A 23,893-nucleotide genomic window follows, 5' to 3' on the forward strand; every position below is an offset into this window, starting at 1 on the left:
TGGGCAAGCTTAACAGAAGATTAATTGCCTTTTAATAAATAGGGGTTTCAAAATTGGTAATTTGTCAGGAAATTATAAAGAGAAAAATTATGAAAAATACGTTGCCAGGAAAAGAAGTCCCCGGATTAATTGTTGATACCACCAACGGAATGCAATGGGAGTTAAGAGATCAAAAACCTGAAAATTTTACGATGATTGTTTTTTATCGTGGTTTACATTGCCCGGTTTGCAAGAAATACCTGGAAGAACTGAATACTAAGATTGACAAATTTAGAAATAAAGGTGTTAGTGTAATTTGCGTGAGTGGAGATTCAAAAGAAAGAGCCGAAGAAACTGCTCAAAAATGGGATATTGGAAACCTTAATATAGGTTATGGTTTGGTTCCTGAAGATGCCCGGAAATGGGATTTATATATTTCAGAAGGAATAAAAGAGGAGGAGCCGGATGTGTTTTTTGAGCCGGGGCTATTTCTAATTAAACCAGATTTCAGCCTTTATGCTTCTTCAATCCAGTCAATGCCATTTGCGCGACCAAAATTTGATGAGTTGTTAAAAGCTATAGATTTTGTGTTGGAAGAAGATTACCCTGCACGTGGTGAAGCGTGAGAGATGAAATAGGAGGTTAGAAGTTGGAAATTAAGAGTTAAGAGGAGATCAAAAAATAACCCCCGATTTGTTTAACAACATCGGGGGGTTTATTTTGTTTACAGTTTACTTAAACATATCCAGCCCGGGAATATCTGGCATGCCATCTTTGGCAACTGCACCAAGTTCATTTTCATTTACTTCAGATGCGCGCGCAATTGCCTTATTAAGTGTAAGTACTAAATAATCTTCAAGTTGCTCTTTATCTTCAAGTAAATCATCGGCAATAGATAGATTTTAATTTCACGTGTGGCCGTAATGGTCACTTTTAATAATCCGTCACTTGACTCTTCATCAATAAGAACGGTTTTTAGCCTTTCCTTGGTCGCTTCAACCTTTTCCTGGGTTTCCTTGATTTTGTTCATCATACCCATCATATCTCCAAACATAATCTTCTTTTTTTAATTGAGTTGTTTACAAATTTAGTAAAATCCCTCTTTATCCCTGGAACTTCTCCCGCCATTATTAATTATTTTCTTTGGAAGTTTTACATTTGCGGGATGCTTAAAAATTTATGGATTTGAGAAAAGAATTTTTGCCACCTAAGGCCAGGAAAATAGAGAAAAAACTTGAGATTCACGGAGATGTTAGGATAGATAATTATTATTGGATGAATAACCGTGAAAACCCTGAAGTTATTGATTATCTGGATAAGGAGAATGAGTATTTTGAAAAAATGACTGCTCACACCAAAGAGCTTCAGCAAAAGCTATTTGAAGAAATGAAGGGGCGCATTAAGGAAGATGATGAATCGGTTCCCTATAAGTTGAACGGCTACTGGTATCTTACCAGATTTGAAACAGGTAAGGATTATCCTGTTTATTCCAGAAAAAAGGAGAATCTAAATGTTCCTGAAGAGATCTTGTTCGACGTTAATGAAATGGCTGAAGGTTACGATTATTACCGGCTGGGAGGATTAAATATTAGCCCTGATAATAAATTGTGCGCTTTCGCGGTAGATACCATTAGCCGCAGGAAATATACTATCAGAATTAAAGATTTGGAAACCGGAAAATTTTATTCCGAAGAAATTAAAAATACAACAGGGAGTTCAACCTGGGCGAATGACAATAAAACGCTTTATTACACTAAAAAAGATGAACAAACCTTAAGATCTTATCAAATTTACAGGCACATCCTGGGAACCGATCCTGCTGAAGATGTACTTGTTTTTCAGGAAGATGACGACACCTTTAATACTTATGTGTATAAGTCGAAATCCAGAAAATATATTATAATAGGTTCAGGTAGTACTTTAACCATGGAATATCGCATTCTTGAAGCCGATAATCCTGAAGGGGAATTCCGGGTTTTTCAACCACGCATAAAAGGACTGGAATATAGTATTTCCCATTTTGAAGACCATTTTTATGTGGTTACAAATAAGGATGGTGCCGCGAATTTTAAATTAATGAGAACCCCGGTTTCGCAAACCACCATGGAAAACTGGGTGGATGTAATTCCTCACCGAAAAGATTATCTGCTGGAAGATATCGATATCTTCAGAGATTTTCTGGTGGTAAGTGAACGGAACAATGGATTGAACAAAATCAGGATTATCCGCTGGGACAATAGCGAAGAATATTATCTTCCGTTTAATAATGAAACCTATACAGCCTACACTTCCATAAATCCTGCATTTAATACCAAAACGCTCCGGTACACCTATAACTCGCTTACCACCCCAACTTCTGTAATAGATTTTGATATGGAAACCAAGGAGAAAACTGTATTGAAAGAGCAGGAAGTAATGGGAGGTAATTTTAATAAAAACAATTATAGTTCTGAACGCTTATGGGCAACTGCTGAAGATGGTACCAAAATCCCTGTAACCATGGTATTCCGGAAGGGGATACTGCGAGAAGGGAAAAATCCATTGTTGCAGTATGCCTATGGCTCATATGGTTCTACTATAGATCCATATTTTTCTTCGGTAAGATTAAGCCTTCTGGACAGGGGATTTATTTATGCCATTGCCCACATTCGTGGGGGAGAGTATCTTGGAAGAAATTGGTATGAAGATGGAAAGCTCTACAATAAGATGAACACTTTTACCGATTATATAGATGTGTCTAAACATTTGATACAGGAAAATTACACCTCTCCCGAACATCTTTATGCTATGGGAGGTTCTGCCGGGGGATTATTAATGGGTGCGGTGGTAAATATTGCGCCGCAGCTTTATAACGGAGTAATTGCGGCAGTGCCTTTTGTGGATGTGGTGACCACAATGTTAGATGACAGTATTCCTTTAACAACAGGAGAATATGATGAATGGGGTAACCCTAATAATAAAGGCTATTATGAATACATGAAATCCTACTCCCCTTATGATAACGTAAAGGCGCAGGAGTATCCCAACATGCTTATTACTACAGGATTACATGATTCCCAGGTGCAGTATTGGGAACCTGCAAAATGGATAGCAAAATTAAGGGAATTAAAGACAGATAATAATGTGCTGTTGCTGCATACTAATATGGATGCAGGACATGGCGGTGCTTCCGGTAGATTTGAGGCTTTAAAAGAAGTAGCCGAAGAATATGCGTTTTTACTGGATTTAGAAGGAATTGAACTATAATTAAAATTTTTGCCTTAACTTTGAAATGTTTTAAAAGACCTTATTTTTATGCTCTTAGAGTGGAAGAAAGTTTTTTAAAACCATTTTCTGTAACATAAATTGGTTTTATGAAAGAAGAGTTGAAAGTGTATGATAATGTATTGCAACTTATTGGGAATACACCCCTCATTCAAATCAATAAAATAACCAAAGGTTTTAAAGGTGATTTCTACGCCAAGGTAGAAGCTTTTAATCCCGGCAACTCCGCCAAAGACCGTATTGCTCTCTATATAATTGAAGAAGCCGAAAGAAAAGGAATTCTTAAGCCTGGTAGTACTATTGTGGAAACCACATCGGGCAATACCGGTTTTAGTATAGCTATGGTGAGCGTGATTAAAGGTTACGAATGTATTCTTGCGGTTAGTTCCAAGGCTTCAAAAGACAAGATTAACATGCTTAAGACTATGGGCGCCAAAGTTTATGTGTGTCCCGCCCATGTTGATGCAGATGATCCAAGGTCTTATTACCAGGTTGCGAAAAGAATTCATTCTGAAACTAAAAATTCAGTTTATATCAATCAGTACTTTAATGAGCTGAATATGGAAGCGCATTATCGTACTACCGGCCCGGAAATCTGGAAGCAAACAGAAGGCAAAATTACCCATCTTATTGCCTGCAGTGGAACGGGAGGTACCATCTCGGGAACGGCTAAATATTTGAAAGAGCAAAATTCTGATATTAAAATAATAGGTATTGATGCCTACGGTTCTGTTCTAAAGAAGTTTCATGAAACCCGTGAGTTTGATTCCGAAGAGATCTATCCATACCGTATTGAAGGTTTAGGAAAAAATCTAATTCCAACTGCTACCGATTTTGATGTGATTGATAAATTTGTGAAAGTAACCGATGAGGAAAGTGCCCATATGGCAAGGGACCTTGCAAAAACCGAAGGGCTTTTTCTTGGATACACCAGTGGTGCCGCCATGCAAGGGATTAAGCAATTGGCTGAAGAAGGCGAATTTGAAGAAAACAGCAGGGTAGTAACCATATTTTCTGACCATGGCTCACGTTATATGAGTAAGGTTTACAGTGATGACTGGATGAATGAGCAGGGCTTTTTTGATACTAAAAATGAAATTGCCACACAACAAATTGAATTTATAAAATAAAATTTAAGCATATCAGCAATATTAAAAGCATCTTCAAAAGGAGATGCTTTTTCTTTTTATAAGCTTCAGGAGAAATAACTTTGGGCATTTGTGCCGATTTTAAGTACTTTTGTTGCTGGTATAAAAAAGAATCAATGAAGGATTTATTTGACAAAATATACAAGGACAAAGGCCCTCTGGGAAAATGGGCAGAACAGGCAGAAGGATATTTTGTGTTTCCAAAACTGGAAGGAGAAATCTCCAACCGCATGAAGTTTAGGGGGAAGGAAGTGATTACCTGGAGTATTAATGATTATCTGGGGCTTGCCAATCATCCGGAAGTACGAAAAGTAGATGCTGAAGCTGCCAAACAGTATGGTTCTGCGTATCCTATGGGAGCAAGAATGATGAGCGGCCATACCGATCTTCATGAAAGGTTACAGGATGAACTTGCTGCTTTTGTACATAAACAATCTGCCTATCTTTTAAATTTTGGATATCAGGGAATGGTTTCTACCATAGATGCCCTGGTTTCAAAATCTGATGTTATTGTATATGATGTAGATGCTCATGCGTGTATCATTGACGGGGTGAGGCTCCACCTTGGGCAACGCTTTACCTATAAGCACAATGATATGGAGAGCATTGAGAAAAATTTACAGCGCGCCACTAAAATTGCAGAACAAACCGGTGGAGGAATTTTACTTATCTCCGAAGGTGTTTTTGGAATGCGTGGAGAGCAGGGGAAGCTTAAAGAAATAGTAGAATTAAAGAAAAAATATAAATTCCGTCTTTTTGTTGATGATGCACATGGTTTTGGAACACTTGGTAAAACTGGTGCCGGGGCAGGAGAGGAGCAGGGCGTTCAGGATGAGATAGATGTATATTTTGCCACTTTTGCCAAGTCTCTGGCAAGTACAGGAGCTTTTATAGCCGGTGACAAAGAAATTATGGATTATCTTAAATATAATCTGCGCTCGCAAATGTTTGCAAAATCCCTGCAAATGCAGCTGGTGGTTGGTGCCTTAAAGCGATTGGAAATGCTACGCAGTATGCCTGAGCTTAAAGAAAAACTTTGGGAAAACGTAAATGCACTTCAAAACGGCCTTAAATCCCGCGGATTTGATATTGGAACCACTCAAAGTTGTGTAACTCCGGTTTATCTTAAGGGAAGTATACCTGAGGCTATGGCGCTGGTAAAAGACCTTAGGGAAAACCATGGTGTTTTCTGCTCTATTGTGGTATATCCGGTAGTTCCAAAAGGTCTTATATTACTTCGAATGATTCCTACTGCGTCCCACACCTTAAAAGATGTGGAAGAAACTTTAGACGCTTTTTCTGCGATAAGGGAAAGGCTGGAAAACGGAACATACAAAAGGCTTTCTGCAGCAGTTTCTGAAGCAATGCTTAACAAAAGTTAGGATAAAGTGTTATTACAGTATTAATAGGTTCGGTTTAATTAAAACTGAACCTTTTTTTGCCTTTACGTGAAAAATTGGTTGAGAAGATAGGGCCTGTAGTAGGTTGGGTTTAAATAAAATGTGGAGAATCAATTACTGTCCCCTTCAAGCTGGTAGCCGCTGTCTTCGCTTCGCTGCCTTCTTCTGTCTCTCGGCCCGTCGTAAGAATCCTCCAGGACTTCATCCTGGTCATGAAAATCAAAACGATAAGAAACCCCGGCGGCAACCTGCCATCGCTGCGGAGTATCTTTAAAATTCACCAATCCTGAAATATCTACCTGAAGGTCATCTGTAAGTAAATAAGCCCCCCCACCTCTAAGTATATCATCGGCATATATATCGCTGATGTAGCCCTGGTATTCTCCAAAAAGTGCCAGCTTAGGGGTAAGGGCGTGTGTTACTGTAACTATTGCCCCGTAGGTGGGAAACTCTTCAGTAAATTTATCTGCTATAAAATTCATAACCAAAGCCCATCTGCCCCAGTTATTCTGGGTGATAATTACAGCTTTCGGACTAAATTTTCCTTCACCTTCATATAAGTAAGGGTTCTCTCCAAATGAAAAATTTACCCCTCCGTAAATAGATATAGCGGGAATAAGTTTTTTCCATTTAAAACGTTGATTGGCCTTCCAGCTGTATAGGTTGGGTTTGTCTTCTTCGGCATTTTTATGGGGATCAAAGATAAGATATTTTGCCCCTATAGTATTGGTCCGGAAATTACTTCTTTTAAACTCTTCATCAGTATTGCCAATTCTTACGGTAGTAGTTTCGGCCTGGAAAGATCCGGAAAGGTTAATTTCAAGATTTTCGGTTAATAATCCGTATCGTAATCCGTAACCTGCCCCCAAAATTTCTGTTTCTTCCTGATAGATGGAGTGATCGTCATTTCCATAATAAGGGCCGGCTTCCAGTTGCAAAACTCCTCTTCCAACAGCATATCCACCCTGGGATTCCCCGGGCCGGTTAGAGTTTATAGTTTCAGTATACTGGGCATGAATTGTTAGTGAAGTTAAGGCAAACAGACTAAGGCAGGCAAGTAGTTTTCGCATGAGTGCTTTTTTATTACAACCAAAGATAGGAGAATTTATTATTTTTTTATGGCAAGAAAAATGAGAATTCTGTTGGCATCTTTTTATTTTTGCAAAAATGTTAAGCATGTACGAAGCATCATTTTCCGGGGTACTAAAAACAATACTAATAATATTGTTGGTGTACTTTGGACTTAAAATATTATTCCGGCTTTTGGGACCTTTGCTCCTGAAATACTTTATGAAGAAAATGGGAAAGAAATTTCAGGATCAGTTTAATCAATATCAGCAGCCATCACAGGAGAAAAAAGGCAAAGTAAGTATTGATAAAAAGCCCCGCAAGGGCAGTAAATCTAACAAAAACGTTGGGGAGTATATCGATTACGAAGAAATTGATTAATTTCGGACCATTACTGGTCTAAGTGTCGAACCAGGACCATAATAAATTTTGTATACGGCCTTGAGTTCAGTTATTTGGCCGTAATTCTGAAACTTATAGAATTCAGGATAAGTTTTCAAACCTAAAATCTGATTGATGGTTAAATTGAAAAGATTTCTTCCGCACCTGCTCGTTCTGGCGGGTTTTGTTGTTATTGCCTTAGCCTATTTTAATCCTGTACTTCAGGGTAAAGAGATTTACCAAAGTGATATTGTGCAATATATAGGTATGGCTCAGGAGCAAAGTGATTTCAGGAAGCAAACCGGGGAAGAGCCTTATTGGACAGATTCTGCTTTTGGCGGTATGCCAACCTATCAATTAGGAGCATATTATCCTCATAATTACATTAAAAAACTGGATTCTGTACTTCGGTTTTTACCCAGGCCCGCAGATTATTTGTTTTTATATTTTATAGGTTTTTACATTCTTCTGTTATGCCTTAAACTGGATTATAAGCTGGCTTTTTTAGGAGCCCTGGCTTTTGGATTTTCCACTTACCTTATAATTATTCTTGGAGTAGGCCATAACGCTAAAGCCCATGCCATTGCTTATATGCCTGCTGTATTAGGCGGAATTGTTTTGATTTTCAGGTCAAGGTATATCCTTGGTTTCATATTATTATCCCTTGCAATGGCGCTGGAAATTGGAGCAAACCACTTCCAGATGACTTATTATTTGCTGTTGCTGGTAATTTGTTTAGGGATTGCTTACCTAATTGACGCCTTCCGAAAAAAAATCCTTCCGCATTATTTTAAGTCTCTTGGAATTATGGTTGTTGCCGTAATTCTTGCTATTGGCGCCAATGCCACTAACCTTCTTGCAACGCAGGAATATACTGCCTCTAGTACCCGTGGTAATACCGGCCTTACCATTAATCCTGATGGCTCTTCCAAGACCGCATCGGGATTAGATTTTGAATACATCACGAGTTACAGCTATGGTATTGCTGAAACCCTAAATCTTTTTATTCCACGGTTTATGGGAGGTTCCAGCCAGGAAGATGTTGGCAGGGATTCTGAAGTTTATAACGCACTTATAAAATTGGGAGCTTCTCCTGTACAGGCTGCAGATTTTGCTGAAAATGCCCCGACTTATTGGGGAAATCAGCCTTTTATAGGAGCGCCTGCTTATATTGGTGCCAGCGTGCTTTTCCTTTTTATTTTCGCGCTGTTCCTGATTAGGGGACGATTAAAATGGTGGATTGCCGGAGCAAGTATTTTAGCCCTGTTGCTTTCCTGGGGTAGTAACCTTGCTTTTCTTTCTGAATTTTTTATCAATTATGTGCCGCTTTATAATAAATTCAGAGCAGTAACTTCTATCCAGGTGATTATTGAGCTGTGCGTGCCGGTACTGGCAATATTCGGCCTTTATAAATTATTCAGCAAAACTGAAAAGGAAGAAATTAAGACTGAAGCTTTAAAATGGGCCACTATTATTACCGGTGGATTATGTGTGCTGTTTTTATTCATGAAATCGGTATTTTTTGATTTTAGCGGTGGAGGAGATTCAGCTTTAATTCAGCAATTGGGGATTGAATTTGTACGGGCCCTGAAAGAAGACCGGAAAGCTATTTTTACTTCAGACACCTTGAGAAGTTTGATATTTGTAATTCTTTCAGCAGGAATTATTGTGCTTTATCTGAAGAATAAAATTTCTGATAAACTGGTGATAGCGGGATTTGCCCTTCTTTTTCTTGTAGATTTAATAGGTGTAGACCGCCGCTATGTAAATAATGAAGATTTTGTGCAGGCAAGGCAGATGGAACAGCCTTTCCAGCAAACAGAAGCCGACAGGCAAATTCTTCAGGATACTTCCCGCTACAGGGTTTTTGACCTTTCAGGCAATACCTTTAGCAGTAGTCGTGCTTCCTATTTTCATAATTCCATAGGGGGATATCACGGCGCGAAACCGGGAAGAATGCAGGATATTTTTGATTTTTATGTTTCCCAAAATAATATGGAAGTGCTTAATATGCTCAATATTAAGTATTTTATTGTTCCTACAGAGCAGGGAGGAGTGCAGGCACAGCAAAATCCTGATGCTTTTGGCAATGCCTGGTTTGTGGAAAATGTAGAATGGGTTGATTCTGCGAATGAAGAAATTCTGGCGCTAAAAGAAGTAGATCTTCAGAATACGGCTGTAATAAATAATGAATTCAAAGAAATACTGGGTGAAAATATTGGTTTTAATGCAGATGCTGAAATCCAGTTAATCGGTGAGCAGCCAAATGAACTGGTGTACAGAACTTATTCGGAAACAGATCAGCTGGCTGTTTTTTCTGAAAGCTATTATCAGCCGGGATGGCAGGCATATATTGATGGGGAAGAAGTGCCGCATGTACAGGCAAATTATGTATTAAGAGCAATGAATATTCCAGCGGGGGATCATACTATAACTTTTAAATTTGAACCTGAAGTAATTGAAACCGGAAGCAGTATTGCCCTGGCGAGTTCCATTATTTTAGGATTGGTGGTTTTAGGCGGAATTTTTTACGGTCTGCGCAAGGAAAAAGAAGAAAAATAGTGAATGAAAAAGGTTCTTATTATTACATATTACTGGCCTCCCGCAGGTGGTCCCGGTGTACAGCGCTGGCTAAAATTTGTAAAATACCTGCAGGAATTTGATGTTGAGCCAGTTGTTTATGTGCCGGAGAACCCTACTTATCCTTTAATTGATAAAAGTTTAAAGACTGAGATTCCGCAGAACATTAAGGTTTTAAAATATAAGATATTTGAACCTTATGCCGTAGCCGGAATATTTTCCAAAAAGGATACGCAAACCATTAGTTCCGGGATAATCTCCAAAGAGGAAAAGCAAAGTTTTCTTCAGAAAATGATGCTCTACATCAGAGGGAATTTTTTTATCCCCGATGCCCGTAAATTCTGGATAAAGCCTTCAGTGAAATTTCTAAAAGAAATTTTAGCAGAAGAAAAGATAGATACGGTTATTACAACAGGGCCACCACACAGTTTGCATCTTATAGGGCTTCAGCTAAAAAATGAATTTGGCGTAAAATGGATGGCAGATTTCAGGGATCCCTGGACGAACATTGGTTATCATGATAAACTAAAATTAACTGCTAAATCTCAGAAGAAACATCTGAAATTGGAAAATGAGGTGTTAAAGGGAGCCAATCATATTATCACTACCAGTTTTACTACAAAAAAAGAATTTGAAGTTAAAACCAGTCAACCTGTTTCTGTGATTACCAACGGTTTCGATACAGAAGTTGCAACGGAAAATGTTCGGCTGGATAAAAAATTCACTTTTGCCCATATTGGCTCACTACTTTCGGGCAGGAATCCTAAGAATCTTTGGAAAGCTTTTGGTGAATTGATTAAGGAAAATCAGGATTTTCAGCAAGATTTTGAATTAAAATTAGTTGGTGCAGTAAGTGAAGAAGTGCTGGATTCAATTAAAGCCGAAGGATTAGAAATATACTTACAGATCAAAAAATACGTACCCCATTCCGAAGCAATAGAAATTCAGCGTCGTAGCCAGGTGTTGCTTTTAATTGAAATAGACAGCGAAGAAACCAAAGGTATTATTGCCGGGAAGGTTTTTGAATATATAGCTTCCAAAAGGCCAATTTTAGCAATGGGCCCAATGGAATGGGACGTTCGCAGAATTCTTGAAGAAACCTCTGGAGGAAGTTTTTTTGGTTATTCAGAAAAAGAAAATTTAAAGATTTACCTGCTTCAGCTATATTCCGAATATAAGCATGGCCGGCTAAAATCAATATCCCGAAATATTGACCACTATCACCGCAGGAATATCACTGCTCAACTTGCCATGCTGTTAAAGAAAATGTAGGTTATGGGTATAATTATCAATCAATCTTTTAAGAACCTGGTCACTACCTATTTTGGCTTTGGGATTGGAGCGATAAATACACTATTTCTTTTTACCTATTTCCTGGAGCAGGAGTATTACGGACTGGTGAGCTTTTTGCTTTCCGCGGCCAATCTAATCTGGCCATTTTTGGCTTTTGGAGTAAATAGTACATTGATTAAATTTTTTACTTCTTACAAAAGCAAAGAAGAGCAGGACCGGCTTTTTAACCTGGTTTTACTGCTACCTTTGATGGTTTCAGTAGTTATTGGAGTTGTTGGCCTTTTGAGCTACGATTTGCTCCTGGAGTACTTTTCAGATGGGAATGAGCTGGTACAGCCTTATATCTGGCTTATTTTTGTGATTGCAGTTGCAACGGCATACTTTGAGGTTTTCTTTTCCTGGTCCAAAATTTATTATAAGAGCGTTTTTGGAAATTTCATGAAAGAAGTTTTTCATCGGTTTTGCATTAGTATGCTGCTTTTAACGGTTTACTTTGACTGGATAAGTGTGAACGCCTTTATTTACTGCGTTGCCGGGGTTTTTGTTTTTCGCTCTATAGCAATGGCCATTTACGCTTTTGTTCTATACATGCCGGAAATAGGCATAAAATTTCCGCGGAATTTAATGCCGGTATTAAAGTATACTGCACTTATCCTGATTGCCTCATCCGTAGCTATGGTTTTGCTGGATCTGGATAAAGTAATGATTGAATATTATCTGCCCATTGAAAATGTGGCTATCTACGGAATTGGGATTTACATCGCAACCGTAATTTCAGTGCCTCAGAAGGCCATGCACCAGATTATTCATCCTATGACCGCAAATTTCCTGAATACAAAAGATAGAGAAGGTTTAAAAGATTTATATAAAAGAAGTTCTGTAAACCTGCTTATTATAAGCGCGATAATTTTTATTTTGATTATCACCAATCTCGGGCAGCTTTATGAGATGATTCCCGAAGAATATGAACTAAGTGTAATTGTGGTGTTGTTAATAAGTTTGGTGAAGTTATATGATAATATGCTGGGCAGCAATAACAGTATTCTATTTAATTCCGATTATTACCGGCTGGTCCTGGGAATTGGTGTTTTACTTAGTGTTCTTGCCTTTATATTAAATTTGATTTTCATTCCGTTGTACGGAATTGAAGGTGCTGCAATAGCCACTTTTGTAGCCTTCTTTATTTACAATACGGCTAAAATCTTTCTGGTACACAAAAAATTCAATATATATCCTTTCAGCAGGCTTACCTGGATTATTTTATTATTTACGGGTATTTTATGCGTTGCTTTTTATTTTTGGGATTTTCCGTTTCATCCGGTTCTTAATATCATTCTTAAATCCATACTTATTTGTGCCATATATTTTCTGGTAACAGTGAAGCTTGAATTTTCTGAAGATATTAATGTCCTGCTAAGGAAATATCTGAAATTGAAAAGTTTATAAAAGAGAAAACCCCCAGGGTGTCTCTAAACATCAAGGGGGTTTTCCAACTAACCAACCAAAAATTAAATTATGAACATTCTAATTGTTACTTCTCACATTTCGTGCCGAACTTCTCCCTGAAGCTGAAGTATTTGAATTTTCTCCGGAGCTCCTTCTTGTAGCTGGAGCAGCAGTCCGTGAAGAGCTGCGGGAAGAGGAACTTCGTGTTGTGGTACTTCTACTTGTAGCCGGAGTAGTTGCCTTGTTAATCTGTTGAGTTCTGTTGCTTCTGCTTCGGGTATTAATAATCTCTCTTTCTCTAACTGCTGAAGTTCTCCCGGAACTGTTTCTCACTTCACTACCTCTGGAATTAATGCTTCTTTCAGTTCCTGAGGAAGAACTTCTGGAGCTGTTAATCTCATTCCGGTTATTGTTATTACTCCCTGCCGTAGTTTCTATCCTGCTGTTCGTTCTGTTATTGCTTTTGCTATTTGTTGCAGCTGTTCTGCTTCCGGAGGAAGAAACACTCTCTCTTTGCACTACATTCCTGTTAGATCTTGAACCTGAACTTCTGATTTCAGATCGTACATTTCTTTGTTCCGTTACATGACGGCCGCGGGTATATGCAATATTATTATCTTTTGGTCTGTTAAACCGCTGCCTGTTTGGGCTGCTGGCATAATGATTATTATAATAACTTATGTATTGATTGTAGGTAATACGGTTTGGCTGATAATAGGCTCTGTAAGGACGGTTATAAACGATACTTATATTAGCATGCGGCCTGGTATAATAAGAATGCCATGGTCTTGGGATATAACTTCTGTTGTACCTGTTTATAAAACCGGAATAATGAGAAATTCTTTTAAGCCTGTCGTAATGTATAATAAGGTTTCCAACTCGTGCTATCTTACCATAATAGTTATAATCGATTAAAACATCTCCTGCCTGTATAATCCTTCCGTAGTAATCATAATAAACCGGAACATTTTCAATCTGAATTACTGCACCATAGTCATCATATTGTACAAAAGGATCATAATTAAATCCCGAATTGTAACTGATGTTAGTATGTGGAATGGCAATATTTACAACACCTGTTCTTCTGAAGTCGGGGTTAAAATAAAAATCAAATTCGCCATTGGGATAAATTGCAAATTCAACACCATTTTCAACAAAGATAAAGGAATCATTGTAGGGGCGGGTAGCGGTATTATCTGTTGAAGCCGAAGCTGATAATCCCACAAAAAATAAAGTAAGTAAAAAAGTAAAATTTTTCATGGTGCTTAAGTTTAAGTGAAGACTAATAATAGTCAAAGCAAAGAAAACAAAGTGCGTGCCAGAAAAATTAATTAAAACATTTTAATGGAGCAATTCGGAATTTTTATAGATGTTAAATAACTTAATTTCAATACTATAAAATATAAAAGTTTTTATTTTTTAATCGGTAAAATTCCCTCTACGGCTCGACCTCGGGAATAGTCAATTTCAAGAAATCCCTTTATTTATAATTTTTTCGAAAGATATTCAGCAGTGTAGGATTTTCTATTTTTTGATACTTCTTCAGGAGTGCCTTGGGCTACCAGATTTCCTCCTTTTTGGCCTCCTTCCAGGCCGAGATCAATTACATGATCGGCACATTTCACCAGATCCATATTATGTTCAATAACCACCACCGAATGTCCTTTTTCAATAAGCGCATTAAAGGATTTCAGCAGCTTTTTAATATCATGAAAATGTAAGCCGGTGGTTGGCTCATCAAAAATAAAAAGGGCTTTGACTTTAGTATTTCCTTTTACCAGAAATGAAGCCAGTTTAATCCGCTGGGCTTCCCCTCCGGAAAGAGTGGAAGAACTTTGACCGAGTTTCACATACCCCAGCCCCACATCTTTAAGCGGCTTTAATTTTTTTACAATTTTATCCTCATTGTTTTCGCTGAAGAATGCCGTAGCATCATCTATGGTCATATTCAGTACATCATCAATATTTTTTTCGGCAAATGTAACTTCCAACACTTCTTTTTTAAAACGCTTCCCGTCACAGGATTCACATTCTAAATGAACATCGGCCATAAACTGCATTTCAATAGTTACCTCGCCTTCACCTTTGCAGGTATCGCAACGACCGCCATCTACATTAAAAGAAAAATGTTTGGCTTTAAAATTTCTTATTGATGATAAACGCTGGTTCGCAAATAAATTCCGGATATCATCATAAGCTTTAATATAAGTTACCGGATTGGAGCGCGATGACCGGCCGATAGGATTTTGATCGATAAACTCCACGCTTCCCAGGTTTTTGAAATTTCCTTTAACTTCTGTAAACTGACCTGCCTTTTCTCCATAGCCGCCCAATTCTTTTTGCACAGCAGGATAAAGGATTTTCTTTACCAAAGTACTTTTGCCACTTCCTGAAACCCCCGTTATAGCTGTAAAAATTCCCAAGGGAAAAGTTACATTAATATTTTTAAGGTTATTCTCCCTGGCACCAACAACGGTAATTTGCTGTTTGGAAACTCTTCTTTTCTGCGGAACATCAATATTCATGTTCCCGTTAAGATATTTTGCCGTAAGAGATTCAGATTTTAAAATTTCCTGAAGGTTTCCCGTTGCCACCACTTCACCTCCATTCGTACCGGCTTCAGGGCCAATATCAATAATTTCATCGGCTTCGTTCATAATATCTTCATCATGCTCCACCACAATCACAGTATTTCCCAAATCCCGAAGATGCTTAAGCACGCCAATTAATCTTTCTGTATCCCTTGGGTGCAGGCCAATGGAAGGTTCGTCAAGAATGTACATAGATCCCACCAGGCTGCTCCCCAGGCTGGTGGCCAGGTTTATTCGCTGAGATTCCCCGCCCGAAAGGGTATTGGATTTCCTGTTTAATGTAAGATAATCCAGCCCCACATTTGATAAAAATTCTAGTCGGTTGCGGATTTCAGTTAAAAGACGTTTAGCAATTTTTGCATCATATTCATTTAATTCCAGCTCTTGAAAAAATGCCCTTACCTGGTCCAGTGGTTTTTCCACTAAATCTGTAATATTGAGTCCGCTAATTTTTACGTAATGAGCTTCCGGCCTTAGCCTTTTACCTTTACAAACAGAACACGTTGTTTTTCCACGGTAACGGGATAGCATTACCCTGTTCTGAATTTTATAGGCTTTGCTTTCTAAAAATTCAAAAAACTGGTTTAACCCTTCAAAATATTCATTCCCATTCCACACCAGTGCTTTTTGCTCATCAGTTAATTCATAATATGGTTTATGAATTGGAAAATCGAATTTATGGGAATTATTAACCAGCTGATCGCGATACCAGCTCATGCTGTCACCTCTCCAGGGGAAAATGGCATTTTCATAAACGGATAATCCGGTATTGGGTATAACCAGATCCTCATCAATTCCAATTACATCTCCGTATCCTTCACATTTGGGGCAGGCACCATAAGGATTATTAAAGCTGAAGAGATGCACATTCGGCTCAGGAAAACTCATGCCGTCCAGTTCAAATTTATTGCTGAAGTGATGCGCTTCACCATCTTTCATTTTCTGAATATAAAGCTCACCTTTACCTTCAAAAAATGCTGCTTCTACGGCATCTGCCAGTCGGTTATAGAAATCTTCTTCATCCTTAGTTATTATCCGGTCTATCACTAAAGATGTTTCTTCAGGATTGGCATTTTTAAGATCGGCTTCATCTATACGCTTTACAGCATCGCCAATTTTAATCCGGCTGTATCCCTGCTGGGCCAGAACGTTGATTTTCTTTTCCAGGGACCTTCCTTTTTCAATATGAATAGGGGCGAGGAGGAGCAGTTTTTCGCCTTTATCAAAGGATTTAACGTATTTTATAACATCAGAAACAGTATTCTTTTTAACCTCATTTCCCGAGACGGGAGAGTAGGTTTTGCCTATACGCGCAAAAAGTAATTTAAGATAATCGTAAATTTCAGTAGATGTTCCTACGGTAGATCTTGGATTGGTAGAATTCACTTTTTGTTCTATGGCAATTGCCGGGGCTATGCCTTTTATATAATCTACCTTTGGCTTGTTAAGCCTCCCGAGGAATTGCCGGGCGTAAGACGAAAGGCTTTCCACATAACGGCGTTGGCCTTCAGCATAAAGCGTATCAAATGCGAGGCTGGACTTTCCTGAACCGGAGAGCCCTGTTATAACTACAAGCTTATTACGGGGGATAACAACATTTATATTTTTAAGATTATGCAGTTTTGCACCCTTAATAATTATATTTTGTTTTGGATTTACCTTTTCAACGTCAATACTCATATTCAGATTTCTAAAATAAGAGTGCAAAGGTACTCAATAAGCATCAGTGTAAAAAGTTACTCAAACCTTAGAGTAATGTTAAAAAGTTAAGTTTTTATTTGTATTTCTCAAATTTATGTTACTATCTTTGGCATCATATAATAAATTCTGAAGCCTATTAAACAAAGTTACTTTTAAACTAAAACCTAACCCACGGGAACTTTTGTTCCTGTAAAAAAGTAACTATAATGGCAAATCAACAGATAACCGATGCTTATCTCGTAAAAGAATATATCCGAGGTAATGAGCATGCTCTTTCCCGGTTAATCAACCGGCACCAACAAAGGATTTACAGTTTTATCTTCTCCAAAGTCTTTGATCGCGATGTCGCGGAAGACGTTTTTCAGGAAACTTTTATAAAAGTGATTAATACACTTAAACGTGGTAAATATAATGAAGAAGGAAAATTTCTGCCGTGGGTGATGAGAATTGCCCATAATCTTGTAATAGATCACTTCCGAAGAAACAAAAGGATGCCGAAATTTGAAAATAATGGCGACTTTAATATTTTTTCAGTATTAAGCGATACCGGTCTTAATGCTGAAACCCAAATTATAAAAGATCAAATTGAAAACGATGTACAGGAGCTAATAAAGGAGCTGCCCGAAGATCAACTGGAAGTACTTACCATGCGAATCTATAAAGATATGAGCTTTAAGGAAATTTCTGAACGCACCGGAGTGAGTATAAATACTGCTTTGGGTAGAATGCGTTATGCCCTTATAAATCTTCGGAAAATGATTGAAAAACGTAACTTAATTTTAACAAATCAATAAACAATATCCCCGTTTAAGGTGCGTTTTATTAAAAACAAACTCAAAAAATAATTAAATGGGGAAAATTTACTATAAAAAATCTTCAACCGAAGAAAATTTGAAAAACCTTAAGCCTGAGAAAGAAACTGTAGAGTTTCTTTTGAATTATTCAAAAGCTTTAAGTGTGATAGATGGAAAAATTATGAAGTTTAATTTACTTCTTAATTGATTGTTTAAAAGACCTGTTCATTAGCCGATAGGTCTTTTTTGTTTTCAGAAAATCTACTTTTTCTTTGTTTTCTTTTTCAGATATTCTGCAATTACGCTTTTTCTGCCAATAGTTTTGGTGATAATATCCTTTTCGAGATCCCAACCCCGGGCAGGGGAAAATTGTCTCCCGTACCATATAATCTGAAGGTGTAGTTTATTCCAGAGATCTTTCGGAAAAAGCCTTTTGGCATCTTTTTCGGTTTGAGCTACGTTTTTGCCATTGCTAAGATTCCACCTGTACATAAGTCGGTGAATATGTGTGTCAACGGGAAAAGCAGGGACTCCAAATGCCTGGGACATTACCACGCTCGCGGTTTTATGGCCTACGGCGGGAAGTGCTTCCAAAGCATCAAAATTGGCAGGGACTTCGCCATTATGTTTTTCAATCAAAATTTCAGATAAGCCATGGATTCCTTTAGATTTCATGGGGGAAAGTCCGCAGGGTCTAATAATATCCTTTATTTCTTCAACCGAAAGTTTTACCATTTTGTAAGGAGTATCGGCAACTTCAAAAAGCAAAGGAGTTATCTGGTTCACTTTTACATCTGTACTCTGTGCCGAAAGCAAAACAGCAATAAGTAAGGTATAAGGGTCTTTATGATCAAGAGGAATGGGAATTTCAGGATATATTTCATTCAGGGTTTTTATAACGTATTCAACCTTTTGCTGTTTATTCATAAATTGTAATTTTAAGCAAAAATAAAAATTATGATAACATTAGAAGCAGGGGATAAAGCTCCTGAATTTTCAGCAGAAGACCAGGATGGTAATAAATTGAACTTATCTGATTTTAAAGGAAAGAAACTGGTCTTGTTTTTCTATCCCAAAGCAAGCACGCCCGGCTGTACTGCAGAAGCCTGTAATTTAAGAGATAACTGGGAAAATTTTGAGAAAAAAGGATATGCTATCCTTGGAGTTAGTGCCGATTCCAAAAAGAGACAGCAGAACTTTAAGAATAAATATGAATTGCCTTTTCCATTATTAGCCGATGAAAATAAGGATGTAATAAACGCGTACGGCGTTTGGGGGCCAAAAAAATTTATGGGGAAAGAATATGAAGGAATTCATCGTACCACATTTATTATAGATGAAAATAGTAAAATTGAAGAAGTCATTCAAAAAGTGAAAACCAAGGAGCATTCAGCCCAGATAATCTAATCTCATTAAAGCAGTCGGGAAAAATTGAATTTATTCCGACTGTTTTATTCTTCTCTATGGTGTGCATTCATAATTGTGGCCGTACTGTCACAGTTCTCTATTTGTAGTTCTAATTGCTCCAGCTTAGAAGATTCTCCCGTAATATAATAAATATGGCAGGGATCTTTTTGAGTCTCGCTTTTTCCAAAATCCACATTTCCGTTTTCAAGTATATTAGAAACCACAGCCGTATCCAAATCGCTTGTTCTGAAAAAAATTAATGCATCTTCGGAAAAAGACCTTTCTTTAATCCTGATGTTTTTCAATACCCGTGCGTTCGGAGAATAATCACAGGAGGTTCTTTTTCCTCCCAGAAAAAACATCAAGATAATTATTCCAAGTATGAGTCCAAAGCCATAAAAGCCAAGCCTGTGAATTAATTTCATTTAATTTTTTTGAATTGTGAGCAAAAATATTAAACTCCTTCCGTATGTTAAAGGTAGAAGCAATAAAGTTACAGGTAAGTTGCCGGTATCTTCTAAAAGATGAGCAAATTAATATCCCGATAATTGAGATCAAACCAATCAGCTATAGATTTATTGGTAAGAATTCCGTGGTAAAAATACAACCCACTTCTTAATCCTTTATCAAAACGAAGGGTATTCTCTAAACCGCCTTCTTCTGCTATATGCAGCAGGTACGGGGTGAAAATATTACTAATTGAAAGCGAAGAGGTACGTGCGTACCTGGATGGTATGTTAGGCACGCAATAATGAATTACATCATGCTTTTCAAAAATGGGATTGTCGTGAGAAGTAATTTCGCTGGTTTCCACGCAACCACCCATATCTATACTCACATCAATAATTACAGCACCACGTTTCATAGAAGAAACCATATCTTCCGTAATCAAAACGGGAGATCTGTCTTTACCACGAACTGCACCTATAACCACATCACACCTTTTAAGTGCTTTACTTAAATTTTTGGGCTGAATTGTGGAAGTGTAAAAGGCCTGGCCCAGTTTGGACTGAATGTTTCTTAATTTGGTAAGAGAGCTGTCAAAAACTTTTATGTTTGCTCCAAGTCCCAAAGCAGAACGGGCAGCAAATTCTCCTACCGTACCGGCACCCAGAATTACCACTTCTATTGGAGGAACGCCACTAATGTTGCCAAACATAAGCCCATTACCCTTTGCATGATTACTCATAATTTCTGAAGCAATAAGCACAGAAGCCGTACCGGCAATTTCACTCAGCGCCGTTACAATTGGATAAGAACCATCTTCATCCCGAATAAACTCAAAGCCAAGAGCTGTGATACGTTTGGAAGCTAATTTTTGAAAATATTCCCTACACTGGGTTTTTATTTGAAGGGCAGAAATTAAAACCGTTTGCGGATTTATCATTTCCAGCTCTGCCATGGAAGGCGGTTCTATTTTTAAAATTGTAGGGCAGGAGAAAACTTTTTTGGTGTCTTTGGTAACTTCAGCTCCGGCATTACTATAATCCCGGTCACTAAAGCGGCCCCACCTTCCTGCATTAGACTCAATAAGTACTCTATGCCCGTTGGAGGTAATTGCAGCAACAGCATCGGGGCTAAGGCATATCCTTTTTTCCTGGTAAGACGTTTCTTTGGGGATTCCTATAAAAAGTTCGCCCTTGTTCTTGTGGATTTCAAGAGTTTCCTCCTGGGGGATAAGTTGTTCTTTAGTAAAAGGGGATACCTGTTGTTTCGCCATACTGCTTTTGCTATAACAATTAAAGTACGACTAATTTAGGAAAATAAATAAGAAGAAGCGGTATCAGAGTTTTCGGTAGTAATCTTCCACTAATAAATCTTCTTGTTGAGTTTCATCCTCTTCCCGAAGTGATTTAATTTCTCTTCTTTCTCTATCTGAAATACGGGAAAAAACAGAGACTTCAGTTTCCTCGAGTTCGCTTAAATCTTCAAGGCCATAAATGCGATCAAAAATTTTAATTCTTATTAAATAAACAATTGAGAGAATAATAATAAAAAATGGTGCAAGGTAAATTAATTGATTAGCGTCAATAACTCCTCCGGTAGCAGACATATCTTCATAAATTGCAGAAATTAATTGGTAAGCATACATACTAGCTGGAACCAGAATCACATGATACCACCAGTGCTTACAGGTAAAAAACCAGATCAGTAATAAAAGTAAAGGAGTTAATTTACCTAGAAAAGTCCATGCAGCAGTAGCAACATCAAGATAATATTTACTTTCATAGGTAAATAAAGAATTTTCCCAAACAGGACCGTTTGGGAAAATTTCATATAAATAAAAAATATATGGTGAAAAAGCAATAATTAATGCAAAGATACTACCCGTTAGTAGGAATCCTGATCTTCCTTGTATCGACTGCCTGCTTTTTGATGATTTCTTGATCATTGTTATCTGTAGTTGAGGTTACAAAAAAGCTTGCTCCAAAAATTGCTGCTGCGAATAATACTGCTTTAATTTTCATAAATTGTGTTTTTAAGGTTGGTATTTCGTTTTGTTTCTGATACAAACCTATAAAAAACCTAAAGCCCTGCCTCTAAATATATTAGTTGTACTTTTGCAGCTTTTTTTTGGGAAATAAAATACTATACTTATGAAAATTTTACTTTTCAAAAGTAAGATAAACTTCTTTAATTTTTCGCTAACTTGTTAAATAATATTCTTCCCGCTTAAATTTATTTATCAATATGTAATTTTTTTCTTACAATAATTTTTTAGCAAGACATCTCTTTTTTGTATATTTTTTAATATAATTTTAACATTCTGGATTTCTCGTTTCTAATCGAAATTTCAACTTTTTGCGATTTTTCAGGAATAAAGCTATCAATTTTTTGAGGCCATTCTATGAATTTCCAGGCATCGGAATCAAAATAATCTTCAATTCCAATATCCAAAGCTTCTGCCTCAGACGCTATCCGGTAAAAGTCAAAATGAAATATTGTCCCTTTTTGAGAATGGTATTCGTTAACCAGAGAAAAGGTTGGACTGGAGGCGGAATCATCAGCGCCCATTACACGAACAAGTGCCCGTATAAGAGTGGTTTTTCCTGCACCCATTTCGCCATAAAAAAGCAATGTTTTGCTTTTGGTGTTAGTTAGGATATGCCTGGCGGCAATATCCATTTGATCCAGATCGTAGGTTAACGTCATTATTAATTAGTCAGAATTCGGGAGGATAAATATATGTAATTTATCGGTATTATATACATAATATTGAATATCAGATATTTGTATGGTTTGTCCAGATGTATTACATCGGTAAAAAATAGCGTTTTGTCGACAAAATGCTATTTTGGAGATAATGTTATGTAGGGGATAATCATCTCCTCCAGGCTCACTCCCCCGTGTTGATAGGTGTTTCTGTAATATCCTACATAATGGTTGAAGTTGTTAGGATATGCAAAAAAGAGATCTCCTTTTGCAAAAATAAAGGAACTACTCATGGTAAGTGTGGGCAGGTGAATACTTTTGGGATTTACCGCTGCCAGTACATCCTTATTATCATACGTAAGACTTTTTCCCGTTTTATATCTTAAATTCAAACTTGTGTCTTTATCGCCAATAACTTTGGAAGGGTTTTTTACATTGATGGTGCCATGATCTGTAGTGATAATTAGCTTGAAGCCCATTTGTTGTGCCTGTTGGATTATTTCCAGGAGAGGGGAATTCCTGAACCAGCTTTGGGTAAGAGAACGATAAGATTTATCATTAGAAGCCAGTTCTTTTATAACCTCCATTTCTGTTTTAGAATGTGAGAGCATATCAACAAAATTGTAAACAACTACAGTCAAGTCGTTCTTTTTTTGCGTTTTAAAGTTTTCTACAAGTCTCTTTCCTGCCTTCAGGTTACTTATTTTATGATATTCATAATTGTAATCCAGTCCGAGCCGCTTCAATTGTTCGTGCAGAAAATTTTCTTCATAATTATTTTTTCCGCCTTCATCTGTGTCGTTTTTCCAGTATTCAGGAAAAAGCTTTTCCATTTCGCTGGGCATAAGGCCTGAGAAGATGGCATTTCGCGCGTATTGAGTAGCTGTAGGCAGAATACTGTAATAAGGTATTTCCTTTTCTTTTTTATAAAAGTTGCTTACAATGGGCTCAAAGGCTTTCCACTGGTCATACCTAAGATTGTCAATTACAACTAAAAGAGTAGGCTGGTCTTTATTAATTTCTGGAACCACTTTTCTTTTAAACAGGGTATGGGACATGATTGGTGGTTCGGCATCTTTATCAAACCAGGAAGCATAATTCTTATCAATAAATTTACAAAACTGTGTGTTAGCCTCCAGTTTCTGGGATTCAAGGATTTCGCCCATACTGCTGTCTTCAATATTTTCCAGTTGCAACTCCCAGTAAATAAGCCGTTGGTACATTTCGGCCCATTCTTCAAAGGTATTTACCTGACCCATATCCATAGCAATTTTTCGAAATTCCTGCTGATAACTGGAAGTGGTTTTTTCTGAAACCAGCCTGGAATGATCCAGATTTTTTTTGATGCTCAGCAGAATTTGATTGGGATTTACTGGTTTTATGAGGTAATCGGCTATTTTAGAACCTATAGCTTCTTCCATAATAAATTCTTCCTCACTTTTGGTGATCATCACAATAGGAAGGTTTTCGCTTTTTTCTTTTATTTCAGAAAGGGTTTCCAATCCGGTTAGACCAGGCATGTTTTCATCTAAAAAAACAATATCAAAACTTTCTTCCTCCAGTTTCTCCAGGGCTTCAGTGCCGCTCTTACAAGTACTTACATTATACTCCCTGGACTCCAGAAATATAATATGAGGTTTTAGTAAATCAATTTCGTCATCTACCCAAAGTATCTTGATATTATTCAT

Annotated in this window: 20 protein-coding genes and 1 pseudogene; 11 read left to right on the forward strand and 10 right to left on the reverse strand. The window is 37.5% G+C overall.

What is annotated here, in order from left to right; translation table 11 throughout:
• The first annotated feature begins 89 nt into the window (after positions 1–89).
• Complete coding sequence (locus RM539_RS11555) at positions 90–605, forward strand: redoxin domain-containing protein (protein WP_311503558.1); 516 nt, start codon at positions 90–92, stop codon at positions 603–605.
• 105 nt (positions 606–710) lie between these two features.
• On the opposite strand, the pseudogene RM539_RS11560 reads toward RM539_RS11555, so the two are convergent.
• Positions 711–1,033, reverse strand: a pseudogene (locus RM539_RS11560) (YbaB/EbfC family nucleoid-associated protein).
• A 125-nt stretch (positions 1,034–1,158) separates the two neighbouring features.
• Here RM539_RS11560 and RM539_RS11565 point away from each other — a divergent pair.
• The 3 genes from RM539_RS11565 (at position 1,159) to capB (ending at position 5,773) form a co-directional block, all read left to right on the forward strand.
• Positions 1,159–3,225 (forward strand): S9 family peptidase, encoded by a 2,067-nt coding sequence (locus RM539_RS11565; RefSeq protein ID WP_311503559.1) that lies wholly within the window; start codon positions 1,159–1,161, stop codon positions 3,223–3,225.
• A gap of 107 nt (positions 3,226–3,332) precedes the next feature.
• A complete protein-coding gene (gene capA, locus RM539_RS11570) occupies positions 3,333–4,373 on the forward strand; it encodes a cysteate synthase (protein ID WP_311503560.1) in 1,041 nt (346 codons plus the stop codon).
• Positions 4,374–4,507: 134 nt separating this feature from the next.
• Positions 4,508–5,773, forward strand: a complete 1,266-nt coding sequence (gene capB, locus RM539_RS11575; protein WP_311503561.1) for a cysteate-C-fatty acyltransferase — start codon at positions 4,508–4,510, stop codon at positions 5,771–5,773.
• Between the two features lie 128 nt (positions 5,774–5,901).
• Here the strand turns inward: capB and RM539_RS11580 are convergent, their stop codons facing one another.
• The gene (locus RM539_RS11580) at positions 5,902–6,861 is read right to left on the reverse strand and encodes a transporter (protein ID WP_311503562.1); all 960 of its coding nucleotides are present in this window, start codon (positions 6,859–6,861) and stop codon (positions 5,902–5,904) included.
• Between the two features lie 106 nt (positions 6,862–6,967).
• Between RM539_RS11580 and RM539_RS11585 the strand changes: the two genes are divergently transcribed.
• From RM539_RS11585 to RM539_RS11600, 4 genes are all read left to right on the forward strand, one after another.
• Complete coding sequence (locus tag RM539_RS11585) at positions 6,968–7,240, forward strand: DUF4834 family protein (protein WP_311503563.1); 273 nt, start codon at positions 6,968–6,970, stop codon at positions 7,238–7,240.
• 135 nt (positions 7,241–7,375) lie between these two features.
• On the forward strand, positions 7,376–9,802 hold the full coding sequence (locus RM539_RS11590) for a YfhO family protein (protein WP_311503564.1): 2,427 nt from the start codon (positions 7,376–7,378) through the stop codon (positions 9,800–9,802).
• 3 nt (positions 9,803–9,805) lie between these two features.
• Positions 9,806–11,092, forward strand: coding sequence for a glycosyltransferase family 4 protein (locus RM539_RS11595; protein WP_311503565.1), 1,287 nt, complete (start codon positions 9,806–9,808; stop codon positions 11,090–11,092).
• A 3-nt stretch (positions 11,093–11,095) separates the two neighbouring features.
• Entirely contained in the window at positions 11,096–12,559 is a 1,464-nt protein-coding gene (locus tag RM539_RS11600; RefSeq protein WP_311503566.1) for an oligosaccharide flippase family protein, read from the forward strand.
• A gap of 78 nt (positions 12,560–12,637) precedes the next feature.
• Here RM539_RS11600 and RM539_RS11605 read toward each other — a convergent pair whose 3' ends face one another.
• Together RM539_RS11605 and uvrA are read right to left on the reverse strand one after the other, a co-directional pair.
• The gene (locus tag RM539_RS11605; RefSeq protein ID WP_311503567.1) at positions 12,638–13,819 is read right to left on the reverse strand and encodes a hypothetical protein; all 1,182 of its coding nucleotides are present in this window, start codon (positions 13,817–13,819) and stop codon (positions 12,638–12,640) included.
• A 224-nt stretch (positions 13,820–14,043) separates the two neighbouring features.
• A complete protein-coding gene (uvrA, locus tag RM539_RS11610) occupies positions 14,044–16,830 on the reverse strand; it encodes an excinuclease ABC subunit UvrA (RefSeq protein ID WP_311503568.1) in 2,787 nt (928 codons plus the stop codon).
• A 227-nt stretch (positions 16,831–17,057) separates the two neighbouring features.
• Between uvrA and RM539_RS11615 the strand changes: the two genes are divergently transcribed.
• Together RM539_RS11615 and RM539_RS11620 are read left to right on the forward strand one after the other, a co-directional pair.
• A complete protein-coding gene (locus RM539_RS11615) occupies positions 17,058–17,645 on the forward strand; it encodes an RNA polymerase sigma factor (RefSeq protein WP_311503569.1) in 588 nt (195 codons plus the stop codon).
• A gap of 55 nt (positions 17,646–17,700) precedes the next feature.
• On the forward strand, positions 17,701–17,853 hold the full coding sequence (locus RM539_RS11620) for a hypothetical protein (protein WP_311503570.1): 153 nt from the start codon (positions 17,701–17,703) through the stop codon (positions 17,851–17,853).
• Positions 17,854–17,906: 53 nt separating this feature from the next.
• Here the strand turns inward: RM539_RS11620 and RM539_RS11625 are convergent, their stop codons facing one another.
• On the reverse strand, positions 17,907–18,572 hold the full coding sequence (locus RM539_RS11625) for an endonuclease III domain-containing protein (RefSeq protein ID WP_311503571.1): 666 nt from the start codon (positions 18,570–18,572) through the stop codon (positions 17,907–17,909).
• 30 nt (positions 18,573–18,602) lie between these two features.
• Between RM539_RS11625 and bcp the strand changes: the two genes are divergently transcribed.
• Positions 18,603–19,052: a thioredoxin-dependent thiol peroxidase gene (gene bcp, locus RM539_RS11630; protein WP_311503572.1), complete on the forward strand. Its 450-nt coding sequence runs from the start codon at positions 18,603–18,605 to the stop codon at positions 19,050–19,052.
• Between the two features lie 44 nt (positions 19,053–19,096).
• Here the strand turns inward: bcp and RM539_RS11635 are convergent, their stop codons facing one another.
• From RM539_RS11635 to porX, 5 genes are all read right to left on the reverse strand, one after another.
• Complete coding sequence (locus RM539_RS11635; RefSeq protein WP_311503573.1) at positions 19,097–19,477, reverse strand: hypothetical protein; 381 nt, start codon at positions 19,475–19,477, stop codon at positions 19,097–19,099.
• Between the two features lie 92 nt (positions 19,478–19,569).
• Positions 19,570–20,772: an alanine dehydrogenase gene (locus RM539_RS11640; RefSeq protein WP_311503574.1), complete on the reverse strand. Its 1,203-nt coding sequence runs from the start codon at positions 20,770–20,772 to the stop codon at positions 19,570–19,572.
• Positions 20,773–20,835: 63 nt separating this feature from the next.
• Positions 20,836–21,444, reverse strand: a complete 609-nt coding sequence (locus RM539_RS11645; protein ID WP_311503575.1) for a hypothetical protein — start codon at positions 21,442–21,444, stop codon at positions 20,836–20,838.
• Between the two features lie 356 nt (positions 21,445–21,800).
• Complete coding sequence (tsaE, locus tag RM539_RS11650) at positions 21,801–22,205, reverse strand: tRNA (adenosine(37)-N6)-threonylcarbamoyltransferase complex ATPase subunit type 1 TsaE (RefSeq protein WP_311503576.1); 405 nt, start codon at positions 22,203–22,205, stop codon at positions 21,801–21,803.
• A gap of 137 nt (positions 22,206–22,342) precedes the next feature.
• Positions 22,343–23,893, reverse strand: coding sequence for a T9SS response regulator signal transducer PorX (gene porX, locus RM539_RS11655; RefSeq protein ID WP_311503577.1), 1,551 nt, complete (start codon positions 23,891–23,893; stop codon positions 22,343–22,345).

The sequence above is a fragment of the Autumnicola musiva genome, from assembly GCF_031846585.1.
GTDB classification, from domain to species: domain Bacteria; phylum Bacteroidota; class Bacteroidia; order Flavobacteriales; family Flavobacteriaceae; genus Autumnicola; species Autumnicola musiva.

What these genes read in the sequence shown, in the direction of transcription:
- RM539_RS11620 (WP_311503570.1), top strand. Translation starts at nt 17,701, where the DNA reads ATGGGGAAAATTTACTATAAAAAATCTTCAACCGAAGAAAATTTGAAA.
- RM539_RS11615 (WP_311503569.1), top strand. Translation starts at nt 17,058, where the DNA reads ATGGCAAATCAACAGATAACCGATGCTTATCTCGTAAAAGAATATATC.
- RM539_RS11640 (WP_311503574.1), bottom strand. Translation starts at nt 20,772, where the DNA reads ATGGCGAAACAACAGGTATCCCCTTTTACTAAAGAACAACTTATCCCC.
- bcp (WP_311503572.1), top strand. Translation starts at nt 18,603, where the DNA reads ATGATAACATTAGAAGCAGGGGATAAAGCTCCTGAATTTTCAGCAGAA.
- capB (WP_311503561.1), top strand. Translation starts at nt 4,508, where the DNA reads ATGAAGGATTTATTTGACAAAATATACAAGGACAAAGGCCCTCTGGGA.
- RM539_RS11605 (WP_311503567.1), bottom strand. Translation starts at nt 13,819, where the DNA reads ATGAAAAATTTTACTTTTTTACTTACTTTATTTTTTGTGGGATTATCA.
- RM539_RS11585 (WP_311503563.1), top strand. Translation starts at nt 6,968, where the DNA reads ATGTACGAAGCATCATTTTCCGGGGTACTAAAAACAATACTAATAATA.
- porX (WP_311503577.1), bottom strand. Translation starts at nt 23,893, where the DNA reads ATGAATAATATCAAGATACTTTGGGTAGATGACGAAATTGATTTACTA.
- RM539_RS11590 (WP_311503564.1), top strand. Translation starts at nt 7,376, where the DNA reads ATGGTTAAATTGAAAAGATTTCTTCCGCACCTGCTCGTTCTGGCGGGT.
- RM539_RS11595 (WP_311503565.1), top strand. Translation starts at nt 9,806, where the DNA reads ATGAAAAAGGTTCTTATTATTACATATTACTGGCCTCCCGCAGGTGGT.
- RM539_RS11645 (WP_311503575.1), bottom strand. Translation starts at nt 21,444, where the DNA reads ATGATCAAGAAATCATCAAAAAGCAGGCAGTCGATACAAGGAAGATCA.
- capA (WP_311503560.1), top strand. Translation starts at nt 3,333, where the DNA reads ATGAAAGAAGAGTTGAAAGTGTATGATAATGTATTGCAACTTATTGGG.
- tsaE (WP_311503576.1), bottom strand. Translation starts at nt 22,205, where the DNA reads ATGACGTTAACCTACGATCTGGATCAAATGGATATTGCCGCCAGGCAT.
- RM539_RS11580 (WP_311503562.1), bottom strand. Translation starts at nt 6,861, where the DNA reads ATGCGAAAACTACTTGCCTGCCTTAGTCTGTTTGCCTTAACTTCACTA.
- RM539_RS11555 (WP_311503558.1), top strand. Translation starts at nt 90, where the DNA reads ATGAAAAATACGTTGCCAGGAAAAGAAGTCCCCGGATTAATTGTTGAT.
- uvrA (WP_311503568.1), bottom strand. Translation starts at nt 16,830, where the DNA reads ATGAGTATTGACGTTGAAAAGGTAAATCCAAAACAAAATATAATTATT.
- RM539_RS11600 (WP_311503566.1), top strand. Translation starts at nt 11,096, where the DNA reads ATGGGTATAATTATCAATCAATCTTTTAAGAACCTGGTCACTACCTAT.
- RM539_RS11565 (WP_311503559.1), top strand. Translation starts at nt 1,159, where the DNA reads ATGGATTTGAGAAAAGAATTTTTGCCACCTAAGGCCAGGAAAATAGAG.
- RM539_RS11625 (WP_311503571.1), bottom strand. Translation starts at nt 18,572, where the DNA reads ATGAATAAACAGCAAAAGGTTGAATACGTTATAAAAACCCTGAATGAA.
- RM539_RS11635 (WP_311503573.1), bottom strand. Translation starts at nt 19,477, where the DNA reads ATGAAATTAATTCACAGGCTTGGCTTTTATGGCTTTGGACTCATACTT.